At 62.3% G+C, this 22,922-nt stretch carries 21 protein-coding genes, 2 tRNA genes and 1 pseudogene; 17 read left to right on the forward strand and 7 right to left on the reverse strand.

Going from position 1 to position 22,922, the window contains the following annotated elements; all coding sequences use genetic code 11:
- Positions 1 to 146: 146 nt before the first annotated feature.
- From HMPREF2736_RS08635 to HMPREF2736_RS08650, 4 genes are read right to left on the reverse strand one after another with little or no spacing between them, the layout of a single operon-like run.
- Positions 147 to 1,586: a cytochrome b/b6 domain-containing protein gene (locus HMPREF2736_RS08635; RefSeq protein ID WP_083323038.1), complete on the reverse strand. Its 1,440-nt coding sequence runs from the start codon at positions 1,584 to 1,586 to the stop codon at positions 147 to 149.
- Positions 1,586 to 2,518, reverse strand: a complete 933-nt coding sequence (locus HMPREF2736_RS08640) for an electron transfer flavoprotein subunit alpha/FixB family protein (RefSeq protein ID WP_070829394.1) — start codon at positions 2,516 to 2,518, stop codon at positions 1,586 to 1,588. Before HMPREF2736_RS08640 ends, HMPREF2736_RS08635 begins: the two co-directional genes overlap by 1 nt.
- A gap of 9 nt (positions 2,519 to 2,527) precedes the next feature.
- Positions 2,528 to 3,304, reverse strand: coding sequence for an electron transfer flavoprotein subunit beta/FixA family protein (locus HMPREF2736_RS08645; protein ID WP_070484873.1), 777 nt, complete (start codon positions 3,302 to 3,304; stop codon positions 2,528 to 2,530).
- A 52-nt stretch (positions 3,305 to 3,356) separates the two neighbouring features.
- The gene (locus HMPREF2736_RS08650; protein ID WP_070772054.1) at positions 3,357 to 4,151 is read right to left on the reverse strand and encodes a hypothetical protein; all 795 of its coding nucleotides are present in this window, start codon (positions 4,149 to 4,151) and stop codon (positions 3,357 to 3,359) included.
- Positions 4,152 to 4,240: 89 nt separating this feature from the next.
- Between HMPREF2736_RS08650 and HMPREF2736_RS08655 the strand changes: the two genes are divergently transcribed.
- The 8 genes and pseudogenes from HMPREF2736_RS08655 (at position 4,241) to HMPREF2736_RS08685 (ending at position 9,934) form a co-directional block, all read left to right on the forward strand.
- Positions 4,241 to 4,315 (forward strand) — tRNA-Gly (locus HMPREF2736_RS08655).
- A 286-nt stretch (positions 4,316 to 4,601) separates the two neighbouring features.
- Positions 4,602 to 5,369, forward strand: a complete 768-nt coding sequence (locus tag HMPREF2736_RS12020) for an endonuclease/exonuclease/phosphatase family protein (RefSeq protein ID WP_168167629.1) — start codon at positions 4,602 to 4,604, stop codon at positions 5,367 to 5,369.
- A gap of 265 nt (positions 5,370 to 5,634) precedes the next feature.
- Positions 5,635 to 6,207 (forward strand): annotated as a pseudogene (locus HMPREF2736_RS08660) (P27 family phage terminase small subunit).
- 112 nt (positions 6,208 to 6,319) lie between these two features.
- On the forward strand, positions 6,320 to 6,862 hold the full coding sequence (locus HMPREF2736_RS08665; protein WP_070829395.1) for an S-adenosylmethionine synthetase N-terminal domain-containing protein: 543 nt from the start codon (positions 6,320 to 6,322) through the stop codon (positions 6,860 to 6,862).
- 134 nt (positions 6,863 to 6,996) lie between these two features.
- Positions 6,997 to 7,070 (forward strand) — tRNA-Pro (locus HMPREF2736_RS08670).
- Positions 7,071 to 7,150: 80 nt separating this feature from the next.
- Positions 7,151 to 8,503, forward strand: coding sequence for a trigger factor (gene tig, locus HMPREF2736_RS08675; RefSeq protein ID WP_070614056.1), 1,353 nt, complete (start codon positions 7,151 to 7,153; stop codon positions 8,501 to 8,503).
- Between the two features lie 186 nt (positions 8,504 to 8,689).
- On the forward strand, positions 8,690 to 9,283 hold the full coding sequence (locus HMPREF2736_RS08680; RefSeq protein WP_070421293.1) for an ATP-dependent Clp protease proteolytic subunit: 594 nt from the start codon (positions 8,690 to 8,692) through the stop codon (positions 9,281 to 9,283).
- A 30-nt stretch (positions 9,284 to 9,313) separates the two neighbouring features.
- Positions 9,314 to 9,934 (forward strand): ATP-dependent Clp protease proteolytic subunit, encoded by a 621-nt coding sequence (locus tag HMPREF2736_RS08685; protein WP_070421294.1) that lies wholly within the window; start codon positions 9,314 to 9,316, stop codon positions 9,932 to 9,934.
- 70 nt (positions 9,935 to 10,004) lie between these two features.
- Here the strand turns inward: HMPREF2736_RS08685 and HMPREF2736_RS08690 are convergent, their stop codons facing one another.
- Positions 10,005 to 10,649 (reverse strand): hypothetical protein, encoded by a 645-nt coding sequence (locus HMPREF2736_RS08690; protein ID WP_070421295.1) that lies wholly within the window; start codon positions 10,647 to 10,649, stop codon positions 10,005 to 10,007.
- A 207-nt stretch (positions 10,650 to 10,856) separates the two neighbouring features.
- On the opposite strand from HMPREF2736_RS08690, the gene clpX reads away from it, so the two are divergent.
- Positions 10,857 to 12,131 (forward strand): ATP-dependent Clp protease ATP-binding subunit ClpX, encoded by a 1,275-nt coding sequence (gene clpX / locus HMPREF2736_RS08695; RefSeq protein WP_070421296.1) that lies wholly within the window; start codon positions 10,857 to 10,859, stop codon positions 12,129 to 12,131.
- A gap of 11 nt (positions 12,132 to 12,142) precedes the next feature.
- Here clpX and HMPREF2736_RS08700 read toward each other — a convergent pair whose 3' ends face one another.
- A complete protein-coding gene (locus HMPREF2736_RS08700; protein ID WP_168167630.1) occupies positions 12,143 to 12,868 on the reverse strand; it encodes a TetR/AcrR family transcriptional regulator in 726 nt (241 codons plus the stop codon).
- Positions 12,869 to 13,028: 160 nt separating this feature from the next.
- On the opposite strand from HMPREF2736_RS08700, the gene HMPREF2736_RS08705 reads away from it, so the two are divergent.
- The 6 genes from HMPREF2736_RS08705 (at position 13,029) to HMPREF2736_RS08730 (ending at position 20,329) form a co-directional block, all read left to right on the forward strand.
- The gene (locus HMPREF2736_RS08705) at positions 13,029 to 14,000 is read left to right on the forward strand and encodes a malate dehydrogenase (protein ID WP_070829397.1); all 972 of its coding nucleotides are present in this window, start codon (positions 13,029 to 13,031) and stop codon (positions 13,998 to 14,000) included.
- A 22-nt stretch (positions 14,001 to 14,022) separates the two neighbouring features.
- Positions 14,023 to 16,725 (forward strand): valine--tRNA ligase, encoded by a 2,703-nt coding sequence (locus HMPREF2736_RS08710; protein ID WP_070829398.1) that lies wholly within the window; start codon positions 14,023 to 14,025, stop codon positions 16,723 to 16,725.
- On the forward strand, positions 16,725 to 18,350 hold the full coding sequence (locus tag HMPREF2736_RS08715; protein ID WP_070829399.1) for a bifunctional folylpolyglutamate synthase/dihydrofolate synthase: 1,626 nt from the start codon (positions 16,725 to 16,727) through the stop codon (positions 18,348 to 18,350). The genes HMPREF2736_RS08710 and HMPREF2736_RS08715 overlap by 1 nt, the downstream gene beginning before the upstream one ends.
- Positions 18,347 to 18,922 (forward strand): hypothetical protein, encoded by a 576-nt coding sequence (locus tag HMPREF2736_RS08720; protein WP_070421301.1) that lies wholly within the window; start codon positions 18,347 to 18,349, stop codon positions 18,920 to 18,922. The genes HMPREF2736_RS08715 and HMPREF2736_RS08720 overlap by 4 nt, the downstream gene beginning before the upstream one ends.
- Positions 18,919 to 19,764, forward strand: a complete 846-nt coding sequence (locus tag HMPREF2736_RS08725; protein ID WP_070829400.1) for an ATP-grasp domain-containing protein — start codon at positions 18,919 to 18,921, stop codon at positions 19,762 to 19,764. Before HMPREF2736_RS08720 ends, HMPREF2736_RS08725 begins: the two co-directional genes overlap by 4 nt.
- Positions 19,765 to 19,897: 133 nt before the next feature.
- Complete coding sequence (locus HMPREF2736_RS08730) at positions 19,898 to 20,329, forward strand: DUF4233 domain-containing protein (RefSeq protein WP_070484884.1); 432 nt, start codon at positions 19,898 to 19,900, stop codon at positions 20,327 to 20,329.
- On the opposite strand, the gene HMPREF2736_RS08735 is transcribed toward HMPREF2736_RS08730, so the two are convergent.
- A complete protein-coding gene (locus HMPREF2736_RS08735) occupies positions 20,307 to 21,731 on the reverse strand; it encodes an AMP-binding protein (RefSeq protein ID WP_070829401.1) in 1,425 nt (474 codons plus the stop codon). The two genes, HMPREF2736_RS08730 and HMPREF2736_RS08735, sit on opposite strands and share 23 nt — an antisense overlap.
- A gap of 64 nt (positions 21,732 to 21,795) precedes the next feature.
- Here HMPREF2736_RS08735 and ndk point away from each other — a divergent pair, with 64 nt between their 5' ends.
- Together ndk and HMPREF2736_RS08745 are read left to right on the forward strand one after the other, a co-directional pair.
- Entirely contained in the window at positions 21,796 to 22,206 is a 411-nt protein-coding gene (gene ndk, locus HMPREF2736_RS08740) for a nucleoside-diphosphate kinase (protein ID WP_070421306.1), read from the forward strand.
- Between the two features lie 144 nt (positions 22,207 to 22,350).
- A complete protein-coding gene (locus HMPREF2736_RS08745) occupies positions 22,351 to 22,917 on the forward strand; it encodes a TetR/AcrR family transcriptional regulator (protein ID WP_070421307.1) in 567 nt (188 codons plus the stop codon).
- Positions 22,918 to 22,922 lie beyond the last annotated feature (5 nt).

Genomic DNA, 22,922 nt, shown 5'->3' on the forward strand with positions numbered 1-22,922 from the left:
AAGCCGGAAGCCGAGAAGGTCTACAAATGCCATGGCATGAACGCTAAGCAACCGCCTAACAACCGACAAGACCCAACAAAAAATCTGTGGATAACCCACCGACTCATGCCGGAAAGTTATCCACAGATTTTGCTGGGTCTTGACTTTTAGCGTTTGGTCACTTTGCCGGTCAGTTTCGCGAGCGGTGCGGCGAAGGATCCGCGGGCGAGGAACCATCCGAGCGCGGTGACGGCTACGGCGCCGAGGAACACGAGGGTGCCGGTCCAGGAGGTGGAGTCTTGGGCGGCGAACATGGCGTTGAGGTTGGCGCGTAGGCCGGTCGTCGCAACGAGGAAGACGTGGATGACCATGAAGATGAGGAAGTAGATCATGGTGGGGAAGTGCACGGCGCGTGCCCACGCGACGGGCACCCCGTTCCACGTTTTCGGCCACATGGAGCTCATGCGGAAGCCGGATGCGATCGCGAGTGGGGAGGCAATGAATACGGTGGTGAAGTACGCGAGTTCTTGCAGCGCGTTGTAGTGGACCCAGCCGTGTTCGTCGGGCCAGTCGAGTGCGAGGTATTGCAGTCCTGCGGAGATGGCGTTGGGGATGACGTCGATGCTGGTTGGCACGATGCGGACCCATTGGCCGGTGGCAAACAGTAGGATGTAGAACACTACGCCGAGTGCGACCCATGCGATGTCAAGGGTTTGGTGCAGCCATTGGGTCAGTGAGATCTTTTTGCCGTTGCGTTTCGACGTCCAGTAGCCCGCCGGCCGCTTCTCTCTGCGCACGTCGAGACCAGTCTTGACGATGAGCGCCATCAGGAACATGTTGAAGAAGTGGGCCCAGTTGAGCCAGGCGGGGAAGCCGACGGGGGCGTTGTCGGGCAGTGGCTGCATTCCGTCGTAACGTGCGACGAAGTCGGCGCCGGTGTCGGTGCCGATGAACCAGCGTGCGCCGAGGAATGCTGCGATGACCAGTACGAGGGCTGGAATGAGCCATCGCTTATCGACGACCCCACGCCCCGCCGGTACCTCCACCGGCGCCGGCGCTGCGGCTGCCGGTGCTGCCGGAGCCGAATCGGGCTCGGGCGTTGGCGTGGCGTCGGCGGTTGTTGCGGCCGCTGGTGCAGCCGTCGGTGCTGGAGCTGGTGCGGCTTCGGGCTCGGCTGGTGCGGGCACGTGGACAGTACCGGCGGGTGGCCAGGCTTCGCCGCCTGCGACGCGGGGGAGACCACGGCGCAGGGGAACTTCGACGGTGTTTGCGGGGGTTGCAGCTGGAGCTGTGGCCTGATCAGCTGCGTCAGCCGTGCTAGTCGCAGCAGCGCCAGGCTCGCTCGGTGTCGCTGTGGACGGAGCCGCAGCAGCGCCCGCAGCGCCTGCGAAGGCAGCGACGGCGGTGGCCGGTGGCCAGGGTTCACCACCCGGGGTACGAGGTAGGCCCTGGCGCAAACCGGTGGTCGGCGAGGAAGCAGACACAGTGGCAGGCGCCGCGACAGGCTCAGCGGGTGCGCAGGTGGTCGGGGTGGTGGGGTCGTCGATTAGCGGGGGCCATGGTTCGCCGCCGGGAACACGGGGCAGGCCGCGTCGGAGTTGGGGCATTACTTACGAGCCTCGATCTCGGAGATGATCTGTGGGACGACGTCGAAGAGGTCGCCGATGATGCCGAAGTCAGCGATGTCGAAGATGGGGGCATCCTCGTCATTGTTGATGGCGACGATGGTGTCGGCGGTTTGCATGCCCACCAGGTGTTGGACAGCGCCGGAGATGCCGATGCCGATGTAGAGCTTCGGGCTGACCAGTACGCCGGTTTGGCCGATTTGGGCTTCGTAGGCGACTTGGTCTTCGTCGACGGCGGAGCGGGTGGCGCCGACGGCGGCGCCGAGGGCATCCGCAAGCCCGCCGACGAGTTCTTCGAACATGTCGGCGTCGCCGAGCGAGACGCCACCGGCAACGACCTTGTCTGCGGTGAGCAGGTCGGGGCGGGTGGAGGTGCGCTCGACCGGCGTGACGGAGACGACCTCGGCGGTGCGTGCGCCGGAGGTTTCGACGTTGAGGTCGCGCACCTCAGGCGTTGCGACGGCAGCGGCGCGGGTTTCCACAGCACCGGGGCGCACGGTGATGATCGGTGCGGAGTGGGTGGCAGCGGCAGTCGCGGTGTAGGCGCCGCCGAAGTTCTGGTGGTCGGTGACGATGCCTTCCGCGTCTCGACGAACCGCCACCGCGTCGGTCAACAACGCCTTGTCGGCGCGCACGGCTACACGGCCGGCGGTTTCGCGCCCGCGCACGGTGTGGGAAAACAACACGGCGGCGGGGTTGAGGGTGGTGAGGGCGGTGGTGGTGGCGTCGACAAGTGGGGCGTCGGAAACCAGCACCGTGGCCGCGCCGAGGGTGCTGAGGGCGTCGGCGTGGGTGCGGTCGTCGATAAGAACGATGGGGGTGCCGATTTCGGAGGCCGCGCCGATGAGTTCGGCGGCGTGGGGGTCGAGGCTGCCGTCGTGGGAGCGGTCCGGGACAACGAGAATTTCAGTCATGGGTGCTCCTTAAATGAGGTTTTTGGATTCGAGGAAGTCGACGAGTTTCGCGGCGGCGGTGGAGTTGGCGTCGATGATTTCGCCGCGTTCGCGGGCCGGGCGCTTGTCAATGGCGACCATGATGGCGCGCGGGTGGGTGAAATCTTCCGCGTCGATGTCCAGGTCGGCGAGTGTGAGTGTGTTGAGCTCCTTCTTCTTCGCCGCCATGAGTCCCTTGAAGTTGGGGTAGCGGGGGTCGGCGAACTCGTCGGCAACAGCGACGACGGCTGGGAGGTCGGCGCGCAGTTCGACGACCGCCCCGTCGGAGGCCTGGGTGGCGGTGACGTTTGTGCCGTCGACGGTCAGTTCCGTCAGGTTGGTCAGTACGGGCCAGTTCAGGTGTTCGGCGATCATGGGGGCGATGACGCCGGTGCCACCGTCGGAGGACATGTTGCCCGTAACGACGAGGTCGTAACCGTTCTTGCGAATCAACGCTGCAAGCACCTCGGCGGTGAGGGTGGCGTCGGCGCCGGTCAGGGCGTCGTCGGAAACGATGTAGGCCTCGGTGGCGCCCATGGCGATGCCGCGGCGGATCGAATCGGCAGACGTTTCGGGGCCGACGCTGAGGATTTCGACCACGGTGTCGTCGTCAAGTGCTTCCGCGATGCGTAGCGCTGCTTCGACGGCGCGTTCGCCAACTTCGTCGGCAACAACGTCGCCGGAGCGGTCGGTCAGACCAGTCTCCAGGTTCATTTCGCGGTCGCTGTAGGTGTCCGGCACCTCTTTCAGCAGCACGGCAATGCGCACGGCTACTCCTTATAGGTAGGGGGTAGGCAATCGTGCGCAGTCTAGCGCACGCCTAAAAGTCGAATCCTCCGAAGTCGAAGCCGCCGCCGAAGTCACCCATGTCTCCGCCGAAATCGCCGCCGCCCATGTCACCCATGTCACCCATATCTCCCATGTCGCCCATGCCCTCGGCGCCAGCAGCGTCGCCGAGACCGCCAGCCTCGAACGCTTCGGGTGCTGCTGCGCCGGACATGCCGGCGAACATGGTGGAGTAGAACATCATCGACGACGCAGCCCACATGCCGGTCATCATCGCTGGGGCCCACCAGGCGGTGGAGTACCAGCCAGCAGGAACGGGGCGGCCTGCGACGGCTCCGCCGGGGTAGTAATGCGGGGTGGCCTCGGTGGCTACCGGCGATGCGGTAACAACGGTGCCGTCTTCTTGGCGCACGCTGCGCTGTTCGGTCACGCGGCCTGCCTGGCGCTGGCCTTCAAGCTCGGGCAGCGCAGGCCCGGCGGGAAGCCCCATGATTTCGCGCGCGGCGTTGACGTAGTGCAGGCCCTCGAGTGCGGATTCGCGGGCGAGCATGGCCTGCTTGGGCGTGCGGGCGTCGGCAAGACCTGCGCTAGCTGCGTTGAAACGCTCGGAGGCGTCGGCCATGGCCTGGGTGGAGGCGGCGTCGTTGCCGGAGAGGTTCAGCACCTGGGAACCGAGGCGGTCGGTCCATCGCTTGGCATCGGCGTAGGCGTCGTCGAAAGAAATCTGTGCCTGCTGGCGCGATTGCACTTGACGACGACCGCCACCACCCATCGTGGGCAGCATGATCAACGCACCAATAGCAAAGACGATGAGCAACAGACCGAGCATGGCTCCTCCTAAAATTCGTTGTTGTTTGGTTCAACGGGTGAACCTGCGCTAAAGTTCCGGGCAGCCGTTAAGGCAGCGTTTCTACGCATGGGAATGTCGTATAGTGGCTAATACCTCAGCCTTCCAAGCTGAAGACGCGGGTTCGATTCCCGTCATTCCCTCCATGTCATGAGTCGCGACAATTGGGAAGCCTTGCACCAGAGTGGTTCTAAGCGATTACTCTGGTGCAAGGCTATGTTTGTTTGCGGGATTGTGTTGGGCTGCTTTTCCTGTATTGTGGGGCTATTCCCACAGTTTGGGGTTGCCAGATCGTTGAGCGTCTACTTTCCCTTCGCTCAGGTGTTAGCCTTCCCGCAAGCACTGGGGCTGGTGATACTACTCCTTGGCGGATGTGCTACCGGTGTCGGTTGGTGGAGGCGATGGCCAAGACTTGCCCTAACTTCTTGTTTAGTGTGGATTGTCGCGGGAGCAGGATTTTTGTTCGCACCGAATGGTATCCCACATCAGGTCAGCGACCAACAACATTCCACTGTTGCAGAGAGGAACCTGACGGTCGTTACGTTTAATACGGGATCAATGCTGGCCACCAGCGATTTCCAACAACTTGTCAGTACATGGGATCCCGACATCATCGTTTTGCCCGAAACATCCGGCTATGAGCTTCGTGAAGCGATAGAAACGTCAAACTATGACGGCCAGCTCTTTGAAACTCGTAATGATGGTCTTCCGAACACTTATACAGGGCAAATCGCCCCCACGTCAGTCGTAGTACATAAAAGGCTTGGAGCAGCGCACTTTACACGAGGCCCGGTAACATCATTCGGAACAGTTGCCATCGAGTTTGAGGATGCTCGGCTTCCTGTGATTCTAGGGCTACATACAGCACCACCGTTGCCTAGACTTATGAATCAGTGGCGAGATGACATCAATCGTGTCGTTGAGTTTGGGAGCTCGATACAAAAACCGCTCATAATCGCGGGCGACTTTAACGCCACTCTTCGCCACGGACCTCTTGCCACTAGAGGCAGGCTTATTGATTCGCAAGAGCTCTGTTCAACCACCCCCACTGGTACGTGGCCAGCTGGTGCGCCCAACCTTTTAAGATCACCCATCGACCATATCTTCGTAACACAAGGAATAACAGCCCACTCCTGTCAAGTGCAGCAGATTGGTTACTCCGATCACCTCGCTTACAAAACTCAAGTAGCTGTTCAATGAGTGTTTGAGCACTGCTTAGAGTTGATGCCTCTAATCATTTTCGCATCATAAAACGCGCTTTAAGCGATTCTGAGAGCCTTAGATTCCCGGTGGAAGTTTGAGAGTAGTTTTTCTTCCTTTCGACGCTCTGCGGGGTTTACAGGCCTGTAGGGGGCATGAAATCTCTAGCGCCTAGGCCATGGGCTGGCGGGCTAGGCCCTCCGCGCGCAAAAATCCCGAATCAAACCCCGGATTGACCTATTAAACCCAGGAAGGAGGTGGACTCGTGGCCAAGGACGGTACCAACCGCGGCGGCAGACGCGTCCGCGCCGGCGCGAAAACCCGATCCCCTCAAGGACAAGCTCGAAGCCGGCAAACCCGCCTCCAGGCTGCTCGAACCCGTCGACTGGGACCCTTTCGGCCTGGACGGTGTGGACATGGGTGAAGGCGCTGTACTCGACGGGAAACTATGCCCGAACCTTCCGCCTATCTGTCCGCGACACAGCGTGATGGTCAGCCGCTGCTGGCTGGGGAGCTCTACCGGGAAACCTGGGCCTGGCTCGACGCACGCGGTGTTGCATCCTTCGTATCCCGAAGATTGATTGAGGCCTACGCCCAGGCGTTCGCCCGCTACATCCAGTGCGAGGAGGCGATTACCAAGTTCGGCCTGCTCGGTACGCACCCAACCACGGGGGCTACGATCGCGTCCCCGTTCGTCGCTATGAGCCAGAGCTTTTCTAAGCAGGCGAATGTGTACTGGTACGAGATCTACGAAATTGTCTGCGCCACCAGCACCCGTGAGTACGCAGGAGCCAGCCCTGCGGATGAGTTGATGGAGTGCCTGCTCAAATCCCGCTAACCCCACAGACCTGCTGCGCTTCACTCGTCCTTTTGTTGTTGCCCATCCCGGTGAATGCCGGGGTGGGCATTTCTTGCCCCTATCCACTTCCCAGTTGATTGGAGTGCACCCGATGCCCACTGTTCGTACCGGTGAGTCGACCTGTATTGGTCACCCGGACAAGCTCTGCGACCTCATCGCCGACACCATCCTCGACGACCTGCTCGTCACTGACCCGGCGGCGCGGTGCGCGGTGGAGGTCATCGCGACCAAGGGCCGCATCATCGCCGCAGGCGTTAGCACCTCCCTCGAAGCCCGCGACGGGAATGAATCTGCGTTCGTGCTCACCGGTGCTGGCGACCAGGGCACCGTCTACGGCTACGGCACCGCCGAGACCCGCGAGCGCCTTCCCCTGCTACTCGTGATCGCGCACGACATCTGCAAGCGCCTGGATACCGCACGGGTGGATGGGGTGATCCGGGGTATCGGCTCGGACGGCAAATCCCAAGTCTCCTTGCGTTACGACGATGACGGCCACGCCACCGACGTGGAAGCAGTCGTCGTCTCGATCCAACACACCAAGGACACGGATTTGGAAGAGCTTCGCCGCCAGGTCACGACCCTCATCATCACCCCAGCCTTTGTATCCACCGTGACCACCTGTAGTCCAGGGTAAACACCGGTTCTGCATGCAGAACCGGTTTTCTTATGCCCCGATGTGACCCTGGAATAAACGCCCGCTACAATGATCAACCTGAACCGCTTGAGTGGTTACTGATTCGGTTCATACCGTGGCGGTTTTGCCGCCTACGGGGCGTGGCGCAGTTTGGTAGCGCACCTGCTTTGGGAGCAGGGGGTCGCAGGTTCAAATCCTGTCGCCCCGACAAAGGCGGGCCCGTTTTGTACGGGCCCGCCACTTATAAGCACTGAAACTCGTTGATGGAAACAAGTACAGGAGAAACCCGTGAAGACTAACGTCGAAAAGCTCAGCGACACCCGCGTTAAGCTCAACGTCAGCGTGCCGTTCGACGAGCTTGGCCAGGAGATCGACCAGGCATACAAGGCGATCTCCCAGCAGGTCAACATTCCGGGCTTCCGTCGAGGCAAGGCTCCGCGCCAGCTGATCGACGCTCGTTTCGGCCGCGGTCCGATCCTGGAGCAGGTTGTCAACGACATGCTGCCGACCCGCTACGAGCAGGCTCTGGCAGAGAACGACCTGAACCCGCTGGGCCAGCCGGAGATTGAGGTCACCAAGATCGAGGACAACGACGTTGTCGAGTTCACCGCTGAGATCGACGTTCGTCCGGAGATTGAGGTGCCGGACTTCTCCAAGATTGAGGTCACTGTTCCGGAGCTCAAGGTTGACGACGAGGCTGTTGACGCCGAGCTCGACTCCCTGCGCGAGCGTTTCGGTGAGCTCAAGGACACCAAGCGCAAGATGAAGACCGACGACTTTGCGGTCATCGACCTTGAGGCTTCCATTGACGGCGAGAAGCTCGACGACGCTTCCGCTGAGGGCCTGACCTACCGCGTCGGCGCCGACGACCTGATGAAGGGTCTGGACACCGCTCTGCGCGGCATGAAGACCGGCGAGGACAACGAGTTCGAAACCGAGATCCAGTACGGCGAGAACAAGGGCAAGAAGGCGACCGTCAAGGTCCACGTCCAGCAGACCAAGGAGCGCAAGCTTCCGGATCTTGACGACGAGTTCGTCCAGATGGCGTCCGAGTTCGACACCGTCGACGAGCTGCGTGAGTCCACCCGCGAGCAGGTTGAGGAGAACGCGAAGGCGAAGCAGGCTGCTGACATTCGCGATGAGGTCCTCAAGGCTGCCCTCGCCCAGGTTGAGTTCGCGCTGCCGGAGTCGATCGTCGACGAGCAGGTGCACAACCAGCTCCACCAGCTGCTCGGCCAGATGGCTCACGACGAGAACGCACTGGCGCAGCTGCTTGAGGCTCAGGGCACGACCCGCGAAGAGTTTGACAAGGAGTCCCGCAAGCAGGCTGAAGAGTCCGTGCGCACCCAGCTGTTCCTCGACGCTGTCGCAGAGGAAGAGCAGCCGGAGGTTTCCCAGCAGGAGCTCACCGACCACATCCTGTTCACCGCACAGTCCTACGGCATGGACCCGAACCAGTTCGTGGCTCAGCTGCAGCAGTCCGGCCAGATCGCGAACCTGTTCTCCGACGTGCGTCGCGGCAAGGCCCTCGCCGCCGCTATCTCTCGCACCTCGGTGAAGGATGAGGCTGGCAACAAGGTTGACCCGAACGATTACTTCGGTGAGATCGAGGAAGAGGACGAGGCTGCTGAGGAGCAGTAACCCCCTCTAAACCAAGGGTTTTTGGGCGGCCGGGAGCGAACTTTCGCTTCGGGCCGCTTTTTGTTTGGGGGCGTGGGGTCGTCGATAAGAGTTGCCCGTACGCCGGTAGCGAACAAGGTTTAGCTACCTCCCGTGCGCGAGTAGGGTGGTGGCGTTACACGACGAACTAGCGAAGGAGCATCTGTTATGACTTCCCCGACTCAAGGTATGAACCTGGGAGACTCGGTGTACGAGCGCCTCCTGCGGGAGCGCATTATTTTCCTGGGTCAGCAGGTGGATGATGAGATTGCCAACAAGCTTTGCGCCCAGATTCTGCTGCTGTCGGCTGAGGATCCGACGCGCGACATCAGTCTTTACATCAACTCGCCGGGCGGTTCGGTGACCGCAGGTATGGCGATTTACGACACGATGAAGTACTCCCCGTGCGACATCGCTACCTACGGCATGGGTCTGGCTGCTTCCATGGGCCAGTTCCTGCTGTCTGGCGGCACGAAGGGCAAGCGTTACGCGCTGCCGCACGCTCGCATCATGATGCACCAGCCTTCCGCAGGTGTTGGCGGCACTGCTGCTGATATTGCGATCCAGGCTGAGCAGTTTGCCGCGACGAAGCGTGAGATGGCTGAACTTATCGCAGAGCACACCGGCCAGACCTTCGAACAGATCACGAAGGATTCGGACCGTGACCGTTGGTTTACCGCGATGGAGGCCAAGGAATACGGCATCGTGGACCACGTCATCGAGAATGCCGCCATGGCTGGCGAGCACGCGATTGGCGACTAAGGCAAGCAACGAGAAGAGGAGACTTTTACTATGACTTTCCAAATGCCCAGCTCCCGCTACGTGCTGCCGCAGTTCCTGGAGGAGACCAGCTTTGGCACGAAGCAGATTGATCCGTACGGCAAGCTGTTCGAGGAGCGCATTGTGTTCCTTGGCACCCAGGTTGATGACACGTCGGCGAACGACATCATGGCCCAGCTGCTGGTCCTGGAGTCCCAGGATCCGGACCGTGACATCACGATGTACATCAACTCCCCGGGTGGTTCGTTTACCGCGTTGATGGCGATTTACGACACGATGCAGTACGTCCGCCCCGACGTGCAGACGGTGTGCCTCGGCCAGGCTGCATCCGCCGCCGCAGTCATCCTGGCTGCCGGTGCGCCGGGTAAGCGTGCGGCGCTGCCGAACTCGCGTGTGCTGATCCACCAGCCGGCTACCCAGGGCACCCAGGGTCAGGTGTCGGACCTGGAGATCCAGGCGGCTGAGATCGACCGTATGCGTCGTCTCATGGAGAACACGCTGTCGCACCACACGGGCCGTACGCCAGAGCAGGTTCGTATTGATACCGACCGCGACAAGATCCTCACCGCTGAGGAAGCTGTGGAGTACGGGATCATCGACCAGGTCTTCGACTACCGCAAGCTCAACGGCTAAAAGAAAGGCGCCCGTAAGGGCGCTTTTTAGCTTTACGACGACACCCTCACCGGCGTCGCACCACAACCACCTACTGTTCGGTTGGGGTTTCCACGACGTCGGCGGAGGTCGGCGCTGCGTCGTCGCAGAACTTCACTGCGTTACGGATGGCTTCTGGTGCGCCCTCGAAATCGCCGCGCGACCAGCACACGCCGTCTGCGGTGTTTTGTGGGTCTACAGACGCCCAACCGTTGCCCCGTGCGACCCAGTAGTAGTCCTGACCGTCTGGTGTGACGGTGCGGGCCCATTCACGGTCGCAGAAGGTGCTGTATTCGTCGCTGGCGCCCTGCGAGCCTTGTGCGGGCCATGCGCAGGCTGCCCCCGGCTCGTCCGGTGCGGGAGCGACCTCTGGCTCGCGTGCGGAACCGCCGGAGTTGCCGGATCCGCTCGAGCTGCGGCGACTGCTGCTGGACTTGGTGGACGACTTCGTCGTGGTGGACGTCTTCGACGAGGAGCTCGAGGAGCTCTTCGTGGTTGTGGACGAGGAGGTTGTGGTCTCGTCGTCTTCCTCGGAGGTGGTGGTCGTCGGGGTTGGGGTGGCTGTTGTGCTGGTTTGGGGGAAATCCAGCACCGGTTCAGCAATGCGTGCCTCGTCGTCCGAGCCGCCGCAGGCGGAGAGCGCCGGGACGGCGATGAGCGCTGCGGCGATGGTGGCAAGTGCGCGGCTGCGTTTCACGGGTACGGATTTCCTTTCAGACACATCAAAGAATGTGTCTAGGCTAGCTGATCGTTCCGAGGACAATGCGCTTAGTTTAGTCCCACCGCGTTTTGGGTGCGTGGGACGGGAACAGGGATGTGTCGTCGTGCGTTGTAGGGTGTGGGGTTCAGCACCCACTAGACTTGGGGAAGATTTCGGCGAGGGAACGGGAGTAGATACGCGCATATGGCCACTACGCATGACAGCGCTAGCCTTCTGAAGTGCTCTTTCTGCGGCAAAAGCCAGCAGCAGGTCCGCAAACTGATTGCGGGCGGAGGCGTCTACATTTGCGACGAATGCATCGAGCTGTGCAACGAGATCATCGAAGAGGAGCTCGCCGGCGCAGAACGCCAGGAGGAATCAGGAGAGCGTTTGCCGCGCCCTTCGGAGATCACTGCGTTTCTGGACGAGTATGTGATCGGCCAGGATGCGGCCAAGCGCACGCTTGCTGTGGCTGTGTACAACCACTACAAGCGCATTAAGGCGGAGGAGTCGAACCTTTCGGCCCGTGCGAAGGACGAGGAAGTGGAGATTTCCAAGTCCAACATCTTGCTGCTTGGCCCGACGGGTTCTGGCAAGACCTATCTCGCGCAGACGCTGGCGCGCATGTTGAATGTGCCGTTTGCGATCGCGGATGCCACCAGCCTGACCGAGGCTGGCTATGTCGGCGAGGACGTGGAGAACATTCTGCTGAAGTTACTGCAGGCGGCAGACTTCGATGTGAATCGTGCGCAGCACGGCATCATTTACGTCGACGAGGTGGACAAGATTTCCCGCAAGTCCGAAAACCCGTCGATTACCCGCGACGTTTCGGGTGAGGGTGTGCAGCAGGCGCTGCTGAAGATCCTGGAGGGCACGGTTGCGTCCGTGCCACCACAGGGTGGACGTAAGCACCCGAACCAGGAGTTCATCCAGGTGGACACGTCGAACATCCTGTTCATCGTGGCCGGCGCGTTCGCTGGCCTGGACAAGGTGATCGCGGAGCGCGTGGGCAAGAAGGGCATCGGCTTCGGGGCGGAGATCGATTCGAAGTCGGAGCGCGACGAGGCGAACATGATGGCGCAGGTGCAGCCGGGCGATCTGGTGAAGTTCGGCCTGATCCCCGAGTTCATTGGCCGTTTGCCGATCATCGCGCACGTCGATGATCTGGATCGCGACTCGATGAAGCGCGTGCTTACGGAGCCGAAGAACTCGTTGGTGAAGCAGTACAAGCGCCTGTTCGCGATGGACGGCGCGGAGTTGACGGTGACCGACGAGGCGCTCGGTGTGATCGCGGACAAGGCGGCGGAGCGCAAGACCGGTGCTCGTGGCCTGCGTGCGATCATGGAGGAACTGCTCGTTCCGGTGATGTACGAGTTGCCGGATCGTGACGGCGTCGCTGAGGTTGTGCTGGATGAGGCAGCCGCTCGCGGGGAGGGCGAGCCGAAGTTCATCGAGGAAGAAAAGCAGCGCTCCGCGTAACGCAGTTCTGCTTAGATTAGGCCGCCGTCGTCGCTGTAGACGTCGGCGGTTTCTTCTTCCGCAGTGGGGGTGGGTTCGAGGTAGGACTCGTAGCCGGAGTAGGGGATGTTGGACGTGAGGAACGTCAGCACGGTGTCGATGACCATGCGGCGCATGCCGTCGACGTTGCGGCGGCTTGCAAAGTCCACGTCGCTGACGCTCAGTGCGGTCAGGCTGTTGCCCACGCGGAAGAAACACAGCGATGCGACCAGCGTGAGCAGATCGACAGCGGAGATACCGGGGCGGAATGCTCCCGCGTCTTGGCCTCCGAGCAACAGACGTTCAACGTGGAGGAGTACTTCGTTCTCGCTGACAAGCGCTGCGGCGTCTTCTTCGGCGGCGACGGGGTCGAGGTTTTCACGCAGGACGAGGCGCACACCGTCGGGGTGGTCCAAAAACGCGTGGTAGAGGGCGTCGATGTAGCGGCGCATCCCCTCGACGGGGGCGGCGTAGGAGCGGGTGGCGATGTCCTGAGGCGGGGTGATGCGAGCACTTGCCACCTTGAGCGCTGCGAGGTACAAGCCGCGCTTGTTACCAAAGTGGTAGTGGATCATGCGCTTGCTCATGCCCGTGGTGCGTGCAAGCGCGTTGAGTTTGACGTCGTCGTAACCGTTGTGGGCAAACGCGACAATCGCGGCATCGACGACAGCACCGGGGGAAGGGGAGGTGGCAGTCTCGGGTGCGGCGGTGTCGGCCATGTCCGTGGGCTCCCTTTCGGTGTGGTGGGGTCGTCGATACGCTTCTTTGCTTCCTCTCATCGTGCACCACTTGGCAGATCAGTGGCGCAGTACCGGCCAATGTTGCCCCCTGTGGGGGTAGGTTGAAGGGGAAACAGAAACAGAAAGAGGAGGCCTCATCATGTCCCAGACCCCCGCAAACGTCGTTGTTACCGGCGCAGCAGGCAACATTGCGTACTCGTTGCTGTGGCGCGTGGCAGCAGGCGACGTCTTCGGCCCCGATCGTCCGGTGAACCTGACGCTGCTGGAGATCCCGGAGGCGGTGCGTGCGGCTGAGGGCACGGCAATGGAGCTCAACGACTCGGCGCTGCCGCTTCTGAACAAGATCACGGTGACCGACGACGCAAACAAGGCATTCGACGGTGCGCAGGCGGCGTTCCTGGTGGGGGCGAAGCCGCGCGGCAAGGGCGAGTCGCGCGCGGACATGCTGGCTGCAAACGGCAAGATTTTCATCGGACAGGGGCAGGCGATCAACAACGGTGCTGCGGATGACGTCCGCGTGCTGGTGGTCGGCAACCCGGCGAACACGAATGCCTACATTGCGAACAAGGCGGCGCCGGATGTGCCAGCGGATCGCTTCAACGCGCTGATGCGTTTGGACCACAACCGTGCGCTGTCGATGCTCTCGCAGCAGCTCGGGGTGGCCTCGAGCGCCATTGAGCGCCTGACAGTGTGGGGCAATCACTCGGATACGCAGTTCCCGGACATCACCTACGCCACGGTGGACGGCAACCCGGTTGAGGTGGATCGCGCCTGGTACACCGACGAGTTCATCCCGCGTGTGGCCAAGCGTGGCGCGGAGATTATCGAGGTGCGCGGTAAGTCCTCGGCGGCGTCTGCAGCGTCGGCGTCGGTGGATCACATGCGCGACTGGGTACAGGGCACGGCTGGCAAGTGGACGACGGCTGCGTTGCCGTCGACGGGCCAGTACGGCGTGGACGAAGGGCTTGTGTTCGGCTTCCCGGTGACGGGTGAAAACGGTGCGTGGGAGGTCGTCGAAAAGCTGGAGCTCAGCGACGATCAGCGGGCGCGTATCAGCGCCAACATCACCGCCCTGAAGGACGAGGCGGCGATCGCCGACAAGCTGTTCTAGGGAGCTCGTTAAGATAGGTCGCGTGACTGACAAAAATCTGAACCGCACTGACGCGCTGCCGAAGTCGTGGGAGCCCAGCGACCACGAACGCGACCTCTACGAAGGCTGGGTCAAGGCAGGCTATTTCACTGCCGACGCCCACTCTGACAAGTCTGCGTACTCCATCGTGCTGCCGCCGCCGAACGTGACGGGTCAGCTGCACATGGGCCATGCTCTTGACCACACGCTGATGGATTCCCTGGTGCGCCGCAAGCGCATGCAAGGCTACGAGGTGCTGTGGCTGCCGGGCATGGACCACGCAGGCATTGCTACCCAGACCAAGGTTGAGGCGAAGCTCAAGGCCGAAGAAGGCAAGGACCGCTACGACTACGGCCGCGAAGAGTTCATTGACCGGGTGTGGGAGTGGAAGGAGCAGTACGGCGGCACGATCACCTCGCAGATGCGTGCGATCGGCGATTCCGTCGACTGGTCCCGCGAGCGCTTCACGCTGGACGAGGGCCTGTCGCGCGCCGTCCAGACCATCTTTAAGCAGCTCTACGACCGCGGCCTGGTCTACCGCGATTACCGCCTGGTCAATTGGTCGCCGGTGCTGGAGACTGCTGTGTCCGACATTGAGGTCGTGTACAAGGATGTCGAGGGCGAGTTCGTCTCTATCCGCTACGGCTCGCTTGACGACGACGAGCCGCACCTGATCGTCGCCACCACCCGTGTGGAGACGATGCTGGGTGACGTCGCTATCGCCGTCCATCCTGACGACGAGCGCTACTCCCACCTCATCGGCGAGGTCTTCGAACACCCGCTGCGCGAAGGCATGCAGATCAAGGTCATTGCCGACGACTACGTAGACATGGAACTGGGCACCGGTGCAGTGAAGATCACCCCGGCGCACGACCCGAACGACTACGAGATGGGCCTGCGCCACGATCTCGAGATGCCGATCGTCATGGACGAAAAGGGCCGCATCACCGATACCGGCACCAAGTTTGACGGCATGAGCCGCGAAGAAGCCCGTGTGGCTGTGCGCGAGGCACTGGCTGAGCAGGGCCGCATTGTCAAGGAAGTGCGCCCGTACGTCCACTCTGTGGGCCACTCGGAACGCTCCGGTGAGCCGATCGAGCCGCGCCTGTCCCTGCAGTGGTTTGTCAAGGTCGATGAGCTGGCCAAGATGTCCGGCGACGCCGTGCGCGAAGGCGACACGAAGATTCACCCGGAGTCGATGGAGAAGCGCTACTTCGACTGGGTGGACAACATGCACGACTGGACCATTTCGCGCCAGTTGTGGTGGGGCCACCGCATCCCGATCTGGTACGGCCCGGAGGACGACAACGGCGAGCGTGACGTGGTTTGCGTCGGCCCGGACGAAGAGCCGCCGGCAGGCTACGAGCAGGATCCGGACGTGTTGGATACCTGGTTCTCGTCGGCGCTGTGGCCGTTTTCCACGATGGGTTGGCCGGACAAGACCCCGGATCTGGAGAAGTTCTTCCCAACTACCGTGTTGGTCACCGCCTACGACATCTTGTTCTTCTGGGTTGCCCGCATGATGATGTTCGGCACCTTTGCAGGCTCGACCACCCCGGAGATCCTGGGGGAGGGTAAGGATGGCCGCCCGCAGATCCCGTTCGAGCACCTGTACCTGCACGGCCTGGTGCGCGACGAGAAGGGCCGCAAGATGTCGAAGTCCTTGGGCAACGGCATCGACCCGATGGATTGGGTGGAGCAGTACGGTGCAGATGCGCTGCGCTTCGCCCTGGCCTGCGGTGCGAACCCGGGTGTGGACCTGCCGATTGGCGACGACCACGCCACCGCCGCCCGTAACTTTGCCACCAAGCTGTTTAACGCCACCAAGTTCGCGCTCATGAACGGCGCGCGCGTGGACGCGTTGCCTGCACGCGAGGCGCTGACCGACGCCGACCGTTGGATCCTGGATCGCGCCGAGGAAGTCCGCGCCAAGGTGGACGCTTACCTGGACGATTACCAGTTTGCCAAGGCTAACGAGGCGCTCTACCACTTCGCGTGGGATGAGCTGTGTGACTGGTACCTGGAGATCGCCAAGACCCAGATCCCGCGGGACGGCGAGAGCGAGCAGGGTGAGAACACCAAGGTGGTCCTCGGCCGTGTGATCGATGTTGTGCTGCGCCTGCTGCACCCGACGATGCCGTTTATCACCGAGGTGCTGTGGAAGGCGCTCACCGGCGGCGAGACTGTCACCATCGCTCCGTGGCCGACTGCAGACGACACCAACGGTGGTGCCGCGACCGATGAGGACGCTCGCCGTCGCATCGAAGATTCGATCAAGCTCATCACCGAGCTGCGTCGCTTCCGCTCTGATCAGGGTGTGAAGCCGTCGCAGAAGGTGCCGGCTCGCCTGGACTTCGCTTCGGCTGATCTGGTTGGCCAGGAGGCAATGGTGCGCCAGATTGCGAAGGTGACGGCGCCGGAGGATGACTTTGAGGCCTCGGCAAGCATTGAGATGCGCCTGAGCAAGGTCAACCTGGACGTCGCGTTGGATACTTCCGACACCGTCGATGTCGCTGCGGAGCGCAAGCGCCTGGAAAAGGAGCTTGCGGCGGCGCAGAAGGAGCTCGACACCACTGGCGGGCAGCTCGCCAATGAGCAGTTCTTGGCTAATGCGCCGGCGCAGGTCGTCGAGAAGATCAAGGCGCGTCAGAAGGTCGCACAGGAAGAGTTTGAGCGCGTCACGGCTCGTCTTGAGGCGCTGAAGTAATGGCGGATAAGTCGTTCGACCCGGAAGCGCGGGCAGCGTACGAGGCACTTCGAGCACAGCTTGGCGACGACGCCCTCGAGGGCATCGACATCGCCGACCTCGAATCCGGCCGTGACACCGACTTCGGCCACCTGGAGATGACCGATCACGGCATCACGCTCAACCTGGCCGACATGTCGGCCGAAAGTGGCGCGGATGCCGCCGATGCGGACAGCGACGAGCCCGCGCCCAGCTTGGCGCCGGAGGGGGACCACCCGGACTTTGACACGGTGGTTGCCAAGTTGGATGCGCGTGCGGCGGCGAACGACCCGAACCCGTCGCTGGATCGCATTGCGATGCTGATGGATCTGCTGGGCACGCCCCAGCAGTCCTTCAACGTCATTCACGTGGCGGGCACGAACGGCAAGACGTCGACGGCGCGTATGGCGGAGTCGATCCTTCGCGCGCTGAACCGTCGCACGGGGTTGTTCACCTCGCCTGAGTTGGAGCGTGTCACCGAGTGCATCCTCATCGACGGGGAGGAAATTTCCCAGACCCGTTTCGTGGATGTCTGGCGCGACATTGAGCCGTACGTGGACATGGTGGACGCGCACTTCCGCGAGCGCGGCGAGGCGGAGATGAGCCGTTTCGAGCTGCTTGTCGGCATTGCGTACGCGGCGTTTGCGGACGCACCCGTGGATGTTGCGATCGTCGAGGTCGGCATGGGCGGCACCTGGGATGCGACGAACGTGGTGGAGGCGGACGTGTCCGTCATCACCCCGATCGGTATCGACCACCAGCGTTTCCTCGGCGAGACGATTGAGGAGATCGCCGCGCACAAGGCCGGCATCATCAAGGCGCGTGAGCGCGACGGCTACGGACCGGCGGAAAACATCGCCATCGTTGCTGAGCAGGAGCCGGAGGCGATGCAGGTCATCCTGGAGCGCGCGGTGGAAACCGGCGCTGCGGTGGCGCGACAGGGCCGCGATTTTACTATCGACGACTCCTCCGTCGCCGTCGGCGGCCAGCAACTGTCGCTGCAGGGCCTTGGCGGAGTCTACGACGACATCTTCTTGCCGCTTTCCGGCGCACACCAGGCAGAGAACGCTTCGGTGGCGCTGGCTGCGGTGGAGAGCTTCTTCGGCGTGTCCCGCGAGCACCCGTTGGATATGGATTCGGTGCGCCAGGGCTTCGCGGAGGTGAAGGTGCCTGCGCGCGTGGAGCGAGTGCTGGGTGATCCGGTGGTGCTCATCGACGCCGCCCACAACCCCCACGGCGCGGCCACGCTTGCCGAGGCGATGCAGCGCGACTTCAACTACCAGTCCGTTATCGGCGTGGTGTCCATCTTCGCGGACAAGGATGCTCGCGCGATGCTGGCAGCGCTCGAGCCGGTGCTCGCGGATGTAGTGATCACCCAGAACACCGACCCGCGCGCGATGGACGCTTACGAGTTGGCGGAGATCGCCTACGAGATCTTCGGCGATGAGCGTGTGCGTGTCGACGACAACCTGCCCTCGGCGATCGAACTCGCCATCGAGTTGGCCGAGGAGGAAGGCCCCGAAGGCGTCGGTGTGCTCATCACCGGCTCCTTTGCCACCGCAGGTCAGGCGCGCACCTACCTGCGTTCGTCGCGGGGTGTACAGTGACCGCGCACCTGCTGTTGCCTGGCACGGCGCCTGTGATTGTTACGGCGCCACACGCCGTGGAGCAGCAGCGCGACGGCAAGATCAAGCTTGCGGAGCCCGCGACCCGTTGGCTCGCGGAGCAACTCCACGAGCACGCAGGTGCTACAGCGTTGATCAAGACCGACGCGGATAAGGCGGATCCGAACTCGGACGAGCACAGTCCGTTCCGGGACGTCGCGGTGCGCGAGGTCGAGCAGCGCGGGATCGTTGCGGGCATCGACTTGCACCAGATGAACCCGGACCGGCCCGATCAGGTGATCCTGGGCACCGGTCGCGGGCGCAACATCCACGATGATTGGCGGGTGCGCGACATTGTGGTCGCCGAGTTCAACGCGTGCGGTGTGCCCGTGCTTGTCGACGAAATCTTTCCCGCAATGGGGCTTCACCGCGTCTCCTCCGACGTCGCGGCGCGTACCAACATCCCATACGTGCAAGTGGAGATGAACAGTGCTGCGCTCGACGAGGGGCCGCGCGAACACATGCTGGCTGCGTTGACGCGCATCGTGCAGCGCTTTGCGGAGGAATTGGCGTGAAACCGACCTGGCTGGTGACCAACCGATGGCTGCACTGGGACAAGTTTGAGTGGCAGTTCGACCGGATCATCGAGGCATCACGTGGCCAGATTGAGCGTGTCACCACCGACTACGCCGTCACTCATTTGGACGCCCTTCCCGAGGTGGCCTTCATTATGGATAAGGATGTCGCCGCGGTTGCGCAGTTGGAGGCGTTTGGGGTCAGGTGCGTGAATTCGTCGCAAAGCATTGCGCTGTGCGACAACAAGGCGTACACGCATGCGGCGCTGACTCGGGCGGGGATCGCGCATCCGAAAACGATCACCGCGCCGCTGGTGTACCGCAACCTCGAGGCGGAGGAATGGGCCTGCAGCGAGTTTCTCGCCGCCGTCGAACACTCCCTGGGGTTCCCGGCGGTGGCGAAACATGCCGTCGGATCGTGGGGCAGCGGTGTGTTCCTTGTGAAGAGTCGTGACGAGCTCATCGACGTGCTGCGAGACGCGTACCCCTCACCGGTGATTGTGGAGGAGTATGTTGCCGGCTCGCACGGCCGCGACGCGCGGATCTACATGGTGGGCGACACTCCCGTCGCAGCGATGCGGCGCTTTGGCCAAGGTGGAGATTTCCGCGCCAACATCACAGGTGGTGGGCGTGCGGAAGCCTGGGATCCCCCGGCCGAATACGTCGACGTTGCGCGCGCCGCGATGACAGCGCTTGGCCTGGATATCGGGTCGGTGGACTTCCTTGACGCGCAAGAACCCCTGGTCGGCGAGGTGAACTCGAACGCGCAGTTTGCGTCGCTGACGCAGACCACCGGAATCGACGTCGCAGCAGCAGTCGTTGAATATCTGGAGCAGCTTTGACCGAAAGGACAGGGGCGTCTGGCCGCGCGAGCGTATCGACGAGTCCCGCGTTGCCGTTCATTGTCTCCCTTGCGGCGGCACCGCGCCGGGCGCAGGTTATGGATGCCAGCTAGGTCTGGCTACGATAACCACCATGGCGAGAAAGAAGACGCAGCAGGAAATGGGTCCGCTTGGGCCTGGTAAGGCTCCCGTGAAGGATCCGATGGCGGGGCTCAGCGGTGTTCTTTCCGGCACGTTGATCATGGAAGCGATCACGGTGCTGCTCATTCTCACGGTGATCCTCAAGGTGGATGAGGGTGAGCACTGGACCACGTTTAACTGGGTCTACATCACCGTCATTGGGCTGGCGCATGTGGTGATGGCTGCGTTTCAGCGCAAGCCCGGTGCTCTGTGGATCGATTTGGCGTTGCAGGTCCCGCTGATTTTTGGTTTCTTCATCCACTGGTCGGTGACCGCTGTGGGCGTGATCTTCGGCATCGTGTGGTACTTCATCATTCAAATGCGCTCGGAGATGATTCAGCGCATGCGTCACGGTTACCTGGTTACTCAGCACCTGGGGACGTAAGTTCGCGCCGCAGGATTTTGCCTGCTGCGCTTCGGGGGATCGCATCGACGAAGGTGACCATTCGCACCTTTTTGTAGGGGGTGACGCGCTCGGCGACCCAAGCCATGATGGCGTTGTCGCTCAGCGCTTGTTGCGTGACGACGAACGCACGTGGCACCTCCTCAACCACCCCGTCCACCGTTCGGCGGTGGCCTGTCACGGCGACGTCGTCGATATCGGGGTGGGTAAGCAGGAGCGCTTCGAGTTCTGCGGGGGCGATTTGGAACCCGTGGTACTTGAACACGTCCTTGGCGCGGTCGATGATGGTGACCGTTTCATCCTCGTTGATCCGGGCGATGTCGCCGGTGTGCAGCCAACCGTCCCGGATGGCGTTTGCGGTGGCAGCCGGGTTGTCCAAGTAGCCACGCATGAGTTGAGGCCCGCGCACGAGGAGTTCGTTGTCCTGGCTGAGGCGGAACTCGGTGTTGGGGATGGCGAACCCGATCGTGCCCGGATCGGACTTGCCGGAGATGCCGACGTGGGTCACGGGTGCGGATTCGGTCGTGCCGTAGCCTTGGAGGATTTCAACGCCGATGTGGCGCTCGACTTTGCGCGCCAGGTTCGTATCCAGCGATGCCGCGCCGCACACCAAAAAACGGGTGGTGGCGAAATCTTCAGGGGTGGGGTGGTTGGACAACGCGAGTGCAAGCGGGGGAGCGATGTAGGACACATCGATTGCGCGGCCGCGGTGGGCAGCGGTGAACTCTGCAAGGTTGAAGCGGGCCGCGGTGGTGACGTGTCGGCGTGCGGTCAGCGACGACAACAGCAGTGTGTTTAGCCCATAGATGTGTGAAAAGGGCAGGGGGGCGATCACACCACCGCCCTGGCCGATGCCGCTTGCAGCCAGTGCTGCGTTGAACTGGGTGGCGTTGGCGGTGATCGCGACGTGGGTTAACTCCACGCCTTTCGGCAGGCCTGTGGTGCCGGAGGAAAACGGAATCACCGCAACGTCGTCAGCGCTTCCGACGGGTTCGAACTCGCCGGGGCGGATGTCCTCGGTGGTGACGCGGTCGGTGGTGTGGGCGAGGGTTGCGAGGTGGTTCGCTTCGTCGTCGATAAGCGAATGCCCAATGACGCACACACGTGCGCCAGTCGCGGATACGCCGAGGAGGCCCGCGGCGAAGTTGATGGAGTTCGGCATGCGCAGCTCGACGACGCTGCCCGGGCCCACGCCGCGCGCGGCGAGCGAGGCCGCAGTGCCGAGCGCCAACGCACGCAACTGCGGGTACGTGACTGTGCGGCCAGTGTCGATCTCCGTAATTGCGGGGGTATCCGGCAGCGCCTCTTCATCCGCCGCAAAGACAGACGCGAACAGGGTTGTCCCCGGTAGATCAATATCCGGAAGTGGGCTGCGGTGACACATGGGGGCAAGACTACGGCATAGCCAAGACGTGCAACACGTGTCGGGTTGGGTAAGATTGCGAGCCATGACTGAACGTACTCTGATCCTGATCAAGCCGGACGGCGTGGCAAACGGCCACGTCGGCGAAATCATTTCCCGCATCGAGCGCAAGGGCCTGAAGCTCGTCGAGCTCGACCTGCGCACCGCTGACCGCGAGACCGCTGAGAAGCACTACGCAGAGCACAAGGACAAGCCGTTCTTCGGCGATCTGGTCGACTTCATCACCTCCGCTCCGCTGGTGGCTGGCATCGTCGAGGGCGAGCGCGCCATCGAGGCGTGGCGTCAGCTCGCTGGCGGCACCGACCCGGTGTCCAAGGCAACCCCGGGCACCATTCGTGGCGACTTCGCCCTGACCGTTGGTGAGAACGTCGTGCACGGCTCTGACTCTCCGGAGTCCGCTGAGCGCGAGATCGCTATCTGGTTCCCGAACCTCTAAGCGGTAAGTCCGCTTCCCGGCACCGTGCCCCGTGTGAGGGGCGCAGGTGCCGTTTTCGTTTCCACGAAACGAAACTCTATGATTTTCTACGGCTTTTATTGGATTTAAAGAAATCGCATGTCTACACGATGCGATGGAGGGTAGATGGCAACGTCATCACGGTCCGAGCAGGCGCGCGCGATTGAAAAGCGCGCAGCAATTCTTCACGCAGCAACTGAATTGCTGCTCAACGAGGGGCTCCGCGGCGTGACCCACCGGCAGGTGGCCGCCGAAGCAAAAGTGCCGGTCGGGTCGATCGGTTACTACTATTCCACGCGCGAAAAGCTCGTGGTCACATGCCTGGATCAGCTTTTTGAGTCCCGCCGTAAGGTGTTCCACGAGATCATGGGTGGCAGCGTCGACCTGAAGGACCCTGTGCAGTTCGCTGAAGCGGTTGTCAATGTCATCTCGTGCGCACAAGCAGAGCGCGTACGCCAGACGGTCTACGCTTTCGTCGATTCCGAACGCGAGCCGGGCGAAGTGCAGGCGTTTTCCTCCGCTGGTCTTGAGGAGCTCAAGGGCATGGTCACCAAAATGATGGAACAGCATGGTGTGGACGGTCTGAACTCCACCCGTGTTGTCCAGGTAGCCGTCGGTGCTGCGGTGACCGAAAACCACCGCGACGCCCCGGTTTCTGCGGTGATTGATCTCCTGCGTGTCGCCGAGCAGTAGCGTCG

Origin of the sequence: Corynebacterium sp. HMSC036E10 (assembly GCF_001836265.1) — a bacterium.
Taxonomy (GTDB): Bacteria; Actinomycetota; Actinomycetes; order Mycobacteriales; family Mycobacteriaceae; genus Corynebacterium; species Corynebacterium coyleae.

What these genes read in the sequence shown, in the direction of transcription:
- HMPREF2736_RS08635 (WP_083323038.1), bottom strand. Translation starts at nt 1,586, where the DNA reads ATGCCCCAACTCCGACGCGGCCTGCCCCGTGTTCCCGGCGGCGAACCA.
- HMPREF2736_RS08640 (WP_070829394.1), bottom strand. Translation starts at nt 2,518, where the DNA reads ATGACTGAAATTCTCGTTGTCCCGGACCGCTCCCACGACGGCAGCCTC.
- HMPREF2736_RS08650 (WP_070772054.1), bottom strand. Translation starts at nt 4,151, where the DNA reads ATGCTCGGTCTGTTGCTCATCGTCTTTGCTATTGGTGCGTTGATCATG.
- HMPREF2736_RS08665 (WP_070829395.1), top strand. Translation starts at nt 6,320, where the DNA reads ATGCCCACTGTTCGTACCGGTGAGTCGACCTGTATTGGTCACCCGGAC.
- HMPREF2736_RS08680 (WP_070421293.1), top strand. Translation starts at nt 8,690, where the DNA reads ATGACTTCCCCGACTCAAGGTATGAACCTGGGAGACTCGGTGTACGAG.
- HMPREF2736_RS08685 (WP_070421294.1), top strand. Translation starts at nt 9,314, where the DNA reads ATGACTTTCCAAATGCCCAGCTCCCGCTACGTGCTGCCGCAGTTCCTG.
- clpX (WP_070421296.1), top strand. Translation starts at nt 10,857, where the DNA reads ATGGCCACTACGCATGACAGCGCTAGCCTTCTGAAGTGCTCTTTCTGC.
- HMPREF2736_RS08700 (WP_168167630.1), bottom strand. Translation starts at nt 12,868, where the DNA reads ATGGCCGACACCGCCGCACCCGAGACTGCCACCTCCCCTTCCCCCGGT.
- HMPREF2736_RS08705 (WP_070829397.1), top strand. Translation starts at nt 13,029, where the DNA reads ATGTCCCAGACCCCCGCAAACGTCGTTGTTACCGGCGCAGCAGGCAAC.
- HMPREF2736_RS08715 (WP_070829399.1), top strand. Translation starts at nt 16,725, where the DNA reads ATGGCGGATAAGTCGTTCGACCCGGAAGCGCGGGCAGCGTACGAGGCA.
- HMPREF2736_RS08730 (WP_070484884.1), top strand. Translation starts at nt 19,898, where the DNA reads ATGGCGAGAAAGAAGACGCAGCAGGAAATGGGTCCGCTTGGGCCTGGT.
- HMPREF2736_RS08735 (WP_070829401.1), bottom strand. Translation starts at nt 21,731, where the DNA reads ATGTGTCACCGCAGCCCACTTCCGGATATTGATCTACCGGGGACAACC.
- ndk (WP_070421306.1), top strand. Translation starts at nt 21,796, where the DNA reads ATGACTGAACGTACTCTGATCCTGATCAAGCCGGACGGCGTGGCAAAC.
- HMPREF2736_RS08745 (WP_070421307.1), top strand. Translation starts at nt 22,351, where the DNA reads ATGGCAACGTCATCACGGTCCGAGCAGGCGCGCGCGATTGAAAAGCGC.